General features: G+C 47.9%; 7 protein-coding genes. 4 read left to right on the forward strand and 3 right to left on the reverse strand.

Features of this window, described 5'->3' with window-relative positions; translation table 11 throughout:
• Nucleotides 1-14: 14 nt before the first annotated feature.
• Nucleotides 15-326, reverse strand: coding sequence for a tetratricopeptide repeat protein (locus BUB18_RS10290; protein WP_073080400.1), 312 nt, complete (start codon nucleotides 324-326; stop codon nucleotides 15-17).
• A 168-nt stretch (nucleotides 327-494) separates the two neighbouring features.
• Between BUB18_RS10290 and BUB18_RS10295 the strand changes: the two genes are divergently transcribed.
• The 4 genes from BUB18_RS10295 (at nucleotide 495) to ispE (ending at nucleotide 3,916) form a co-directional block, all read left to right on the forward strand.
• Nucleotides 495-1,235 (forward strand): electron transfer flavoprotein subunit beta/FixA family protein, encoded by a 741-nt coding sequence (locus BUB18_RS10295; RefSeq protein WP_073080402.1) that lies wholly within the window; start codon nucleotides 495-497, stop codon nucleotides 1,233-1,235.
• Nucleotides 1,236-1,280: 45 nt separating this feature from the next.
• Nucleotides 1,281-2,255, forward strand: coding sequence for an electron transfer flavoprotein subunit alpha/FixB family protein (locus BUB18_RS10300; protein WP_073080404.1), 975 nt, complete (start codon nucleotides 1,281-1,283; stop codon nucleotides 2,253-2,255).
• 177 nt (nucleotides 2,256-2,432) lie between these two features.
• Nucleotides 2,433-3,032, forward strand: coding sequence for a bifunctional nuclease family protein (locus BUB18_RS10305; RefSeq protein ID WP_073080405.1), 600 nt, complete (start codon nucleotides 2,433-2,435; stop codon nucleotides 3,030-3,032).
• Between the two features lie 74 nt (nucleotides 3,033-3,106).
• Complete coding sequence (gene ispE, locus BUB18_RS10310) at nucleotides 3,107-3,916, forward strand: 4-(cytidine 5'-diphospho)-2-C-methyl-D-erythritol kinase (RefSeq protein ID WP_073080407.1); 810 nt, start codon at nucleotides 3,107-3,109, stop codon at nucleotides 3,914-3,916.
• A 63-nt stretch (nucleotides 3,917-3,979) separates the two neighbouring features.
• On the opposite strand, the gene BUB18_RS10315 is transcribed toward ispE, so the two are convergent.
• On the reverse strand, nucleotides 3,980-4,279 hold the full coding sequence (locus tag BUB18_RS10315) for a hypothetical protein (protein WP_073080409.1): 300 nt from the start codon (nucleotides 4,277-4,279) through the stop codon (nucleotides 3,980-3,982).
• Nucleotides 4,280-4,385: 106 nt separating this feature from the next.
• The coding region (locus tag BUB18_RS10320) for a T9SS type B sorting domain-containing protein (RefSeq protein ID WP_073080410.1) at nucleotides 4,386-10,592 on the reverse strand (6,207 nt) is incomplete at its 5' end.

Below are 10,592 nucleotides of genomic sequence, written 5' to 3' on the forward strand. Positions count from 1 at the left end.
CAGTTATTGTTGGGTTAGTAAAGCAGATCCTCGTAGGCCGACTGCAATTCATTATAGGTATGGCGCTCATTGGCGGCTTTGGCTATGGCCATCCCTGTTTCGTATGTTTTTACGGCAGCATCTTTATCTCCTGCCCTTTCCAGCAATTTACCCAGGTGGTAATACGAGCCGGTGTAGCCGGGCTCATAAGCCAGCAGTTCCTCAAATAGTTGCCTTGCTGTTATATCATCTCCCAGCTTAATATGTTCGAGAGCGAGCGCATGTTTCAGGAAGCTGTCGTTGGGACTGGCTTCCAGGAACTGCTTCAGCTGCGCGATTCTGTCCATCCTGCTAATAATTTATAAGTAATTGTTTTTCAGTCCGCAAGATACTCATATTGTCAATTTCAACCATAACTTAAAACTGAGTAAAATCATAAAACATGGTGGCGGTTGGCTTATATTATTTAAATATATTTGCTAATACCGCATTATTAAACAAAACAGTTTACGGCCATGAAGATTTTAGTTTGTATCAGTAAAACTCCGGACACGACTGCAAAAATAGCTTTCACGGACAATAACACGAAATTCAATGAAGCTGGGGTCCAGTTTATCATCAACCCATACGACGAATGGTATGCCCTGGTACGCGCCCTGGAACTGAAAGAAACAGTTGGAGCGGATGTACACCTGATAACTGTGGGAGGAGCGGATAATGACCCGATTATCAGAAAAGCACTGGCACTGGGTGGCGATCACGCTTACCGCATCAATGCCAGCAGTGGAGATAGTTTTTATATCGCATCACAGATAGCGGCTCACGCCAAAGAACAGCAGTACGACCTGATATTTACCGGTAAAGAAACCATTGATTATAATGGCAGCGGCATTGGTGGTATGGTGGCGGAACTACTGGAATTACCATATGTTTCCATTGCAGCCAAATTTGACCTGAGTGGCACCAAGGCTACTATCAACAGGGAAATTGAAGGTGGAGAGGAAGTATGTGAAGTGGAACTGCCGGTAGTGGTATCCTGCCAGAAAGGGATGGCGGAAGCACGCATTCCTAATATGCGTGGTATCATGGCGGCTAAAACCAAACCGTTGACAGTGGTGGAACCTGTGGCGGCAGACAGCCTGACCAGCGTGGTAAGTTTTGAACTGCCTCCTGCCAAAAGTGGCGTGAAGCTGATCAATGCCGATAATGTGGATGAGCTGGTGAAGCTGCTCCACGAAGAAGCGAAGGTGATCTAAGGCTGGGTCACGGTAAACCAATTTTCCACTTCAAAAAATTAAACAATGTCAGTATTAATATTCGCAGATCAGGCAGAAGGTAAAATCAAAAAAGCGGCGCTGGAAGCCGTTCAATACGGTGCTAAAGTGGCCGAACAGCTGGGCACCACAGCAACAGCAGTAGTACTGGGTGCAGCAGATGCAGCAGAACTGGCCGCCCTGGGGAACTATGGCGCCAAAAAAGTATTGCATGCCGCTGATGCACGCCTGCATGAAGTTGAAACAACAGTATATACAAAGGTGATTGCGGAAGCAGCGGAAAAAGAAGGGGCTGCAGTGATCATCTTCCCACATAACTTTGACGGCAAGGCGATCGCCCCTCGCGTGTCTGCCCGCCTGAAAGCAGGGCTGGTAGCAGGTGCCATCTCTTACCCGGATACCAGCAACGGGTTTGTGGTGAAGAAAAGTGTATTCTCCGGAAAGGCTTTCGCCAACATTAATATTACTTCCGAAAAGAAGATCATTTCTATTATACCTAACACCTTTGCTGTAAGTCAGGGCACGGATACAGCAGCAGTAGAGGCCTTCTCTCCTGCCATCAACGATGCTGACTTTAAGGTAAAAGTGGTGAAGAAGAACACCCTCAGTGGAGAGATTCCTTTAACAGAGGCTGAAATCATCGTTTCCGGCGGCCGTGGCCTGAAAGGCCCTGAAAACTGGGGGATGGTGGAAGACCTGGCGCATGCGCTGGGTGCAGCAACGGCTAGTAGTCGCCCGGTGGCTGATGCCGGCTGGCGTCCGCACCATGAGCACGTGGGTCAAACAGGTTTGACGGTTCGCCCTAATCTTTATATCGCCATTGGTATTTCCGGGGCTATCCAGCACCTGGCCGGGGTGAATGGCAGTAAGGTAATTGTGGTGATCAATAAAGATCCGGAGGCACCATTCTTTAAAGCTGCCGACTATGGCATTGTTGGTGATGCTTTTGAAATTGTGCCTAAGCTTACCGATGCTGTAAAGAAATATAAAGGTCTGAACTAGGCTGAATATTCAGGGAGATGATGCTACCGCAAAGGTGATGCATCATCTCCTTTCAATTTTGTGATTGTACGCTGATTTTGATAAATGTGCCCCGAATCTTATAGTTTTTTTTTAGATAAAAAATAATTTTCTAACTTCACGGTCTTATAAAACCTTCAGCGACAACGCAAGACAGATATGAGAAAAATAGAACTGGAAATAGTTGCTTTATCGCACAGCATTACGCAAACTCATTCATATGCCGTGGTATTGGGAGAGGTAAATGGGTTACGCCGTTTACCCATAGTGATTGGCGGCTTTGAAGCGCAGGCGATTGCCGTGGCACTTGAAAAAATGCAACCCAGCAGGCCCCTCACCCACGATCTGATGAAGAATTTCATGAATGCATTTAACATTGAATTACATGAAGTAGTAATCAGCAACTTGCAGGAAGGTATATTTTACTCCAAGCTGATCTGTTCCAGCAACGACGAAACCATAGAAATTGACTCCAGGACTTCAGATGCGCTCGCATTAGCCGTTAGATTTGGCTGTCCGATATACACATTCGAAAATATTCTCAACAGTGCAGGCATCCTGCTGGATGACCCGGCTGGCAAAAAAAGCAACAAACCGGTAACGCCTACTATCCAGGAACATGAAAAAGGTGCAGAAGATGACCTGAAGGCCCTGAACGTAGATGAGCTACAGCAGTTGCTGCAGGAGGTATTAGAGCAGGAAGACTATATCCGTGCCATTGCTATCCGCGACGAGATCAACAGCCGTAAAAGTAAATAATCCAAATTTGATCGCATTTGCTGTATATCCGGGGTATGGACTTCCGGCTGGCATTGCTATGTAAAATATTTCCCATGGTAGTATTTCCCAATTGTAAGATCAACCTGGGGCTGTATGTCACCAACAAACGCCCGGATGGCTTTCATGACCTGGAAACCGTGTTTTACCCCGTGGCAGTGCAGGATGCACTGGAGATACTCACTGCCCCTGCCCTTCATTTTACCAGCACCGGTATAACTGTGCCTGGCAACAGTGCCGACAACCTATGCATAAAGGCATTTGAGTTGTTGCAGCGCGACTATCCCGCAGTACAGCCGGTACAGATTCACTTGCATAAGCACATTCCTATTGGTGCCGGATTGGGCGGCGGCAGTGCTGATGCGGCTTTTATGCTGAAACTGCTGGATGCAAAATTTCAGCTGGGATTAAGCGAGGAACAATTAATCGGATATGCGGCACAGTTAGGCAGTGATTGTGCCTTCTTCATACCAAACAAGCCTTGTTATGCGGTTGGTCGTGGGGAGATATTAACCCCGCTGTCGCTGGATTTATCAGGCTATTCCCTGTTGCTGATTTATCCCGGCATTCATGTGAATACAGGATGGGCATTTAAGCAGTTGACCCCAGCTGCACCGCAGCATGCGCTCAAAACAGCGATACAGCAGCCGGTGGAACAGTGGAAAGAGATAGTGAGTAATGATTTTGAAGCACCGGTGTTTGCTGCCCATCCGGAGTTAGCCAGGATTAAGGGGGAACTGTATGGCCGTGGAGCCATTTATGCGACTATGAGTGGTAGTGGTTCAACGATGGTTGGCATCTACCCGAAAAATGTTTTACCCGACATGAAATGGGATAATAAGTATAGTGTGTTTGAAATTAAATAATACAGCTGACACCTTCGGTGTCAGCTGAAATGAGCCACACTACGTGTGGAGTTGCCCTAATAGTTATTTAGTACCGAGTTTACGGATCATATCATCGGAAACATCTTCTGCGTATACGCCATAGCCATGCATTAGCGTACCCAGTGTACCATCGAGGGTACGAATGGCATAGATAATATTCTCATCTCCCGGATCGGTTTCTCCTTCAAAGCGGTATACTTCTTCAATATCAAATTCTTCCGGTTTAAGTTTTTTGTTCTCTCCCCCACCCTGGATACAATCAAACTGCAGGTTAAAATCTGTGGTATAACCACGTTGGCGTAGGTCCTGCAGTGCTGCTGTTACTGTCTCATATGATTTCATAGTTCCCTTTTATGTGTTATACAATTTACTAATTCCGAATGTTCTTTTAATAACAAAAAAGCTGATCTCCGGAGAGATCAGCTTTTTTGACTATTCGGGTTTGGTATTATCTGATAACAGTTACTTCACCTTTGAGGACATTTGGCATGCCACCCGCGTATTTCTTATAGGTGAGCCACCATACATAGGTGCCTACTTCTACAGGTACGCCTCTGTGTTTACCATCCCATCCTCTGTGTTGATCGGAGGAGATGAAGATCAGTTCACCCCATCTGTTGAAGATGCGCAGTTCGTATTCATACATTGGTCCGCGAACCACAGGTCTGAACACATCATTACGTCCGTCGCCGTTTGGAGAGAAGGCGTTTGGTAATTCAGGTTTAGGTTCACATTCTGTGAAGTCTACACGAATCTGATCGGTAGCGCTTCCGCAGTCGTTGAATACCGTTACTGTGTAAGTACCGCCATTAGTTACATTGAGTGTTGGTGCGGAAGATCCGTTATCCCAACGTACTGCGGTGATACCGTTACCGAATGCGCGGAGTGTGAGTGTTTCACCTTTACACATTACGGTGTCGTTACCAAGGTTCACTTTCGGCAATCCTGTCACGTTTACTTTCACGCTATCCATGAATACGCGTTGACAGAATTTATCCATTACAGCGATTTTGTATTTACCTGATGCGGTAATGTTTTTGATCGGGTTAGGATCTCCATCATTCCACAGGTAGGAAATGGCGTTTTCAGTGGTACCGTTGAGCGTGATGGTAGCGCCTGGGCAGATGTTTCTGTCTGGACCGAGATCTACACTGATCGTAGGTTTCATACGAACATTTACGGTATCTCTTACCACGCAGTTGTCTCTGCTTACGGCTACCCAGTAGTTACCAGGTTTGTTTACCACAATGGAGTTGCCGGTTTCGCCGGTTTGCCATTGGATACGTCCGCCGTTAGAGTTCACCGTGAGCATGATGGACTGATCAGGACAGATCGTCGTATCGCGGCTCAGGCTGATGTCTGGTGGCGGATTTACGCTCACTTTCACGGTATCGATGGTGATACATCCGCTCTTGGTTACTTTCACCCAGAATTGTTCCTGTGTACCTACCAGGATGGAAGATGCTGTTGCACCTGTGCTCCAGAGGTAAGTGGCGCCATTTACGAATGCATCCAGTTTCACTGACTGGCCGCGGCAGATGGTGGTATCCGGAATATCTACCAGCGGAGTAGGAATCAGCCCTACTTTGATGGTATCGGTAGTACCGCACATACCGTTGGATACGTTCACCCAGTAAGTACCAGCTTTTGTGATGTTGATACGCTGCGTAGTTTCTCCGGTGTTCCAGCGGATGTTGTATCCGAAGTTAGCTGCGCCCGCATCGAGTACCAGGCTGTTTCCACCGCAGATGGTAGTGTCTTTTCCAAGATTTACCATTGGTTTCTGGGTGTATTTCAGATCGTAGGTCACGGTGTCGGAAGAGCAACCTGTTCTGCCGTCGGTGATGATGAAGGATGCACTTGTTGCACCGTTCAGGTTGAAAATATTACTGCTTTGCGTGATTGGCAGGCCGTTTACAGCATTGGAAGGTGTGATACCCACCAGGGTGTAAGTTGGGCGTGTCACGCTACCCATTGCCTGCAGCACTATTCTTGGATTGTCAGAACAGTTTTGTGGCAGGTTAGCGTTCAGTTTTGGTTTATCACAAGGTTTGATGATAATCCGCTGAATCACGTCGTTTGCTTTATTTCCGCATGCATCAGTGATGGTCCATCTTCTGATGATGGTGTAACCGTTACAGATATCTTTCACGAAAGGATCTTCTGTATAAGTTACTTTTTTCGGGAATGCAGGATCACAGTTGTCAGTTGCGATCAGTGTCGGAGAAGTTGGAATCTTATCCTGACAGTAGATCTCAATATCTGCCGGAGCAGGTGCTATTACCGGACGGGTAGTATCTACCACGGTAATAACCTGACGAACTTCTGTTTTGTTAGCGCAAGCATCCATGGCGGTCCATGTTCTGATGATGCGGTAAGAGTTGTTACATGCACCCGGTATGCGTTCTGTGGTAATTGTTCTGATCAATTTCACATCATTGCCGGTGCTGCAGTTATCCGTTACCGTTACATTCGGAGCAGGTGCAGGGATTGCGTCGCAGCTTACTGTAGTATCAGCTGGCGGTAAGATCGTGAATACCGGTTTGATGGTATCCTGAACGGTTACACGCTGCTGCATGGTAGCGATATTGTTACAAGCATCTGTTGCTGTCCATGTGCGGATCTCGATGTAGTTACCTGCGCAGGAACCAGGGATCTTCACAATTTTCGAGCTGGTGATTACCTGTACGCTACCGGTGCAATTATCGGTTGCGCTGATTACAGGCCATCCAGGAAGCTTATCACAGTCTACCACGGTGTCTTTCGGTGCTGGCATGGAGAATACTGGTTTGGTAGTATCCTGTACAGTGATGATTTGTACGGTGGTATTACCGTTACCGCATTCATCCAGCGCAGTCCACTTACGATAGATGAGGTATTTGCTCTGGCAGTCTCCAGGTTTGCGAACGATGGAGTCTTTAGGCTGAGCGGTGATTACACCTGCTGTACAGTTATCAGCGGCAGTAAGTGGCTGACCCGCAGGGATCTTATCACAATCTACCGTGATGTTAGCTGGTGTAGGCACATTGAATACAGGAGCTGTTCTGTCAACCACTGTGATGATCTGAGTCAGCGTTACACCGGTGTTGCAGGCGTCTTTCGCAGTCCATGTTCTGATCAGCTGGTAGTTGTTAGCACAGTTGCCAGGTATATCTTTTCTGGTTTCAACCGGAGCGATGTTGATGTCGCCACCGCAATCGTCTTTAGCGGTCAGGTTTACGAAACCAGGTACTTTGTCACAATCAACAGTGATATCCTGTGGAGCAGGTGTGGTAAACACTGGTGCTTTTGTATCCACAATGGTGATCGTCTGTGATGTTTTCACACTGGTACCACATCTGTTGGTGGCGGTCCAGGTGCGGGTGATTGTTCTGGTACAAGCATTTACTGTTACGCTTGCGTCGTTCCAGGTGATTTGCAGCTGCTCATTCATATAAGGAGCGTGACTGAATACCGGCGTACCGAACATGGTGGTGTAGTCTTTATTGAGTACACATTCCGTGGTGAACGAAGGCGGTGTAGTTACTACAAACGGAGGTTTGGTAATTACCACAATGCTTACCACGTTGCTGATGTTATCGATACATTGACCAGAGGTTACCAGTCTTCTGTACCAGGTGTTTTGTGCCAGCGTACCAGGCTGGTAGCTATCATTTGTAGCACCGTTGATGTTGGTGAACGGACCTGTAGCTCCTGCAGTGCTGGACTGCCATTGGTAGCTGTAAGTACCGTTGCCACCTGTCAGCGCGCCACCAGTAAGGCCTTGAGCAGCTTCAGTTAAGCAGAGTGTTTGGTCTGCGCTGATGGTATTGCCCAGGATCGGTTTACGGTTGATCAGCGTGAGGCTGGAGCTGGTAGCGTCGCAGACGCCGTTGCTTACCACCCATGTTAGCTGAACAGTTTGACCCGCTTCCACCGTTACGATAGCATCTTTATCATTTTCATTGCTGATGGAAACTTTTGATTTGTCGCCACCTGTTACAATCCATGTTCCGATAGCACCTGCTACTCCAGGGTCACTTGCGTGGAGGTGGAAGGTATCCACATCGCAATGTTCTCTGTTTGGACCGGCAACTGCGGTTACTGGTTTCAGGTAGTTGATGATGGTCATTTCATCTTCAGTAGAGGCACATGTACCGTTTGTGATCGTCCAGCGTAAGGTAACTGTGTCGCCAGGAGCAACATACACTCCGGAATTATGGAGGAATTTGTTGCGGATGGTGGCGTTACCTTTTATGATGGTCCAGATACCGCTTGCCGTAGCGAGACTTGGTTGTTCAGCCTCGAGTGTGAAGTCGGTGGTCCTGTTACAATCGGTCAGGTCTTTGCCTGCATTCGCTTTAGCAGCGATGGCGTAGTTGCGGATGATCATTTGATCTGTGGTAGCGGCGCATGTACCACCGATGCTGGAAACTGTCCAGATCAGTGTAACACTGTCGCCAACCGGTACCGTGATGGTAGCTTTTGGATCGTGGATATCGCTCACTACTGGTGCAGGATTAGTGCCTAAGTAATTAACGGTCCATGTACCGATCTGTTGGATGTTACCAGTGGTTGCCACAGGGGTTGCATCGAGCACGAACACATTGGTTCTTGCGCAATCTTCCTGATCAGGTCCTGCAACAGCCAGGGCAGATGCAGCGTAGTTACTGATGGTAACCACATCCTGTGTAGCAGGGCATTTTTCAATGATGGTACCATTTACCATGCTGGTTACCGTCCATACTAATTGAACGCTATCCCCTACCGGTACTACGACGGTCGCATTTGGATTATGTACATCGCTTACAACCGGTGTTGTATTTGTACCAGTGTATACTACCGTCCAGGTACCAATCTGCTGGATGTTACCAGTAGATATCACAGGAGTTGCATTCAGGGTGAAGGCGGTTATTCTGCCGCAATCCTTCTGATCTACACCTGCATTAGCAGCCGGGTTAGCAGCGTAGTTATAGATGGTTACTACGTCAGTAGTAGCCGGGCAGTTGGTGATAATGTTACCATTAACCATGCTGGTTACTGTCCAGGTCAGTTGTACCTGATCACCAGGTGTTACCGAGATGGTAGCTTTTGGATCGTGGATGTCGCTTACCGTTGGAGCTGCGTTAGCACCAGTGTATTGAACGGTCCAGGTTCCGATCTGCTGGATGTTACCAGTGGATACCACAGGGGTTGCATCCAGGGTGAAGGCTGTGGTTCTACCGCAATCTTCCTGATCTGCACCTGCGTTAGCAGCCGGGTTAGCAGCGTAGTTATAAATAGTTACTACGTCAGTAGTAGCCGGGCATTTAGTATTTACTACTCCGTTTACGATGCTGGTGACTGTCCAGGTCAGTTGTACCTGATCACCAGGTGTTACCGTGATGGTAGCTTTTGGATCGTGGATGTCGCTTACTGTTGGAGCTGCGTTAGCACCAGTGTATTGAACGGTCCAGGTACCGATCTGCTGGATGTTACCAGTGGATACCACAGGGGTTGCATCAAGCGTGAAGGCAGTAGTTCTACCGCAATCTTCCTGATCTGCACCTGCGTTAGCAGCTGGATTTGCTGCGAAGTTGTACAGCACCACAACGTCAGTAGTAGCCGGGCATTTAGTATTTACTACACCGTTTACGATGCTGGTTACCGTCCAGGTCAGTTGTACCTGATCACCAGGTGTTACCGTGATGGTAGCTTTTGGATCGTGGATGTCGCTTACTGTTGGAGCAGTGTTAGCACCAGTGTATTGAACGGTCCAGGTACCAATCTGCTGGATGTTACCAGTGGATACCACAGGAGTTGCGTCGAGGGTGAAGGCAGTGGTTCTACCGCAATCTTCCTGATCTGCGCCTGCGTTAGCCGCTGGATTTGCTGCGAAGTTGTAAATGATTACTTCGTCAGTTGTAGCAGGACAGTTGGTAATGATATTACCATTAACCATGCTGGTTACTGTCCAGGTCAGTTGTACCTGATCACCAGGCGTTACTGTGATGGTAGCTTTCGGATCGTGGATGTCGCTTACTGTTGGAGCAGTGTTAGCACCAGTGTATTGAACCGTCCAGGTTCCGATCTGCTGGATGTTACCGGTTGATACTACAGGGGTTGCATCCAGGGTGAAGACAGTGGTTCTACCGCAATCTTCCTGATCTGCACCTGCGTTAGCAGCCGGGTTAGCAGCGTAGTTATAGATGGTGACTACGTCAGTTGTAGCCGGGCATTTAGTGTTTACAACACCGTTTACGATGCTGGTTACTGTCCAGGTCAGTTGTACCTGATCACCAGGTGTTACCGTGATGGTAGCTTTTGGATCGTGGATGTCGCTTACAGTTGGAGCAGTGTTAGCACCAGTATATTGAACAGTCCAGGTTCCGATCTGCTGGATGTTACCAGTGGATACCACAGGGGTTGCATCAAGGGTAAAGGCAGTGGTTCTACCGCAATCTTCCTGATCTGCACCTGCGTTAGCAGTTGGATTTGCTGCGAAGTTGTACAGCACCACAACGTCAGTTGTAGCCGGGCAGTTGGTGATGATATTACCATTAACCATACTGGTTACCGTCCAGGTCAGTTGTACCTGATCGCCAGGTGTTACCGTGATGGTAGCTTTTGGATCGTGGATGTCGCTTACCGTTGGAGCAGTGTTAGCACCAGTGTATTGAACAGTCCAGGTTCCGAT

Origin of the sequence: Chitinophaga jiangningensis, from assembly GCF_900142605.1 — a bacterium.
GTDB lineage: Bacteria > Bacteroidota > Bacteroidia > Chitinophagales > Chitinophagaceae > Chitinophaga > Chitinophaga jiangningensis.

Coding starts and splice junctions, on each gene's coding strand:
- BUB18_RS10290 (WP_073080400.1), bottom strand. CDS start 326: ATGGACAGAATCGCGCAGCTGAAGCAGTTCCTGGAAGCCAGTCCCAAC.
- BUB18_RS10295 (WP_073080402.1), top strand. CDS start 495: ATGAAGATTTTAGTTTGTATCAGTAAAACTCCGGACACGACTGCAAAA.
- BUB18_RS10300 (WP_073080404.1), top strand. CDS start 1,281: ATGTCAGTATTAATATTCGCAGATCAGGCAGAAGGTAAAATCAAAAAA.
- BUB18_RS10305 (WP_073080405.1), top strand. CDS start 2,433: ATGAGAAAAATAGAACTGGAAATAGTTGCTTTATCGCACAGCATTACG.
- ispE (WP_073080407.1), top strand. CDS start 3,107: ATGGTAGTATTTCCCAATTGTAAGATCAACCTGGGGCTGTATGTCACC.
- BUB18_RS10315 (WP_073080409.1), bottom strand. CDS start 4,279: ATGAAATCATATGAGACAGTAACAGCAGCACTGCAGGACCTACGCCAA.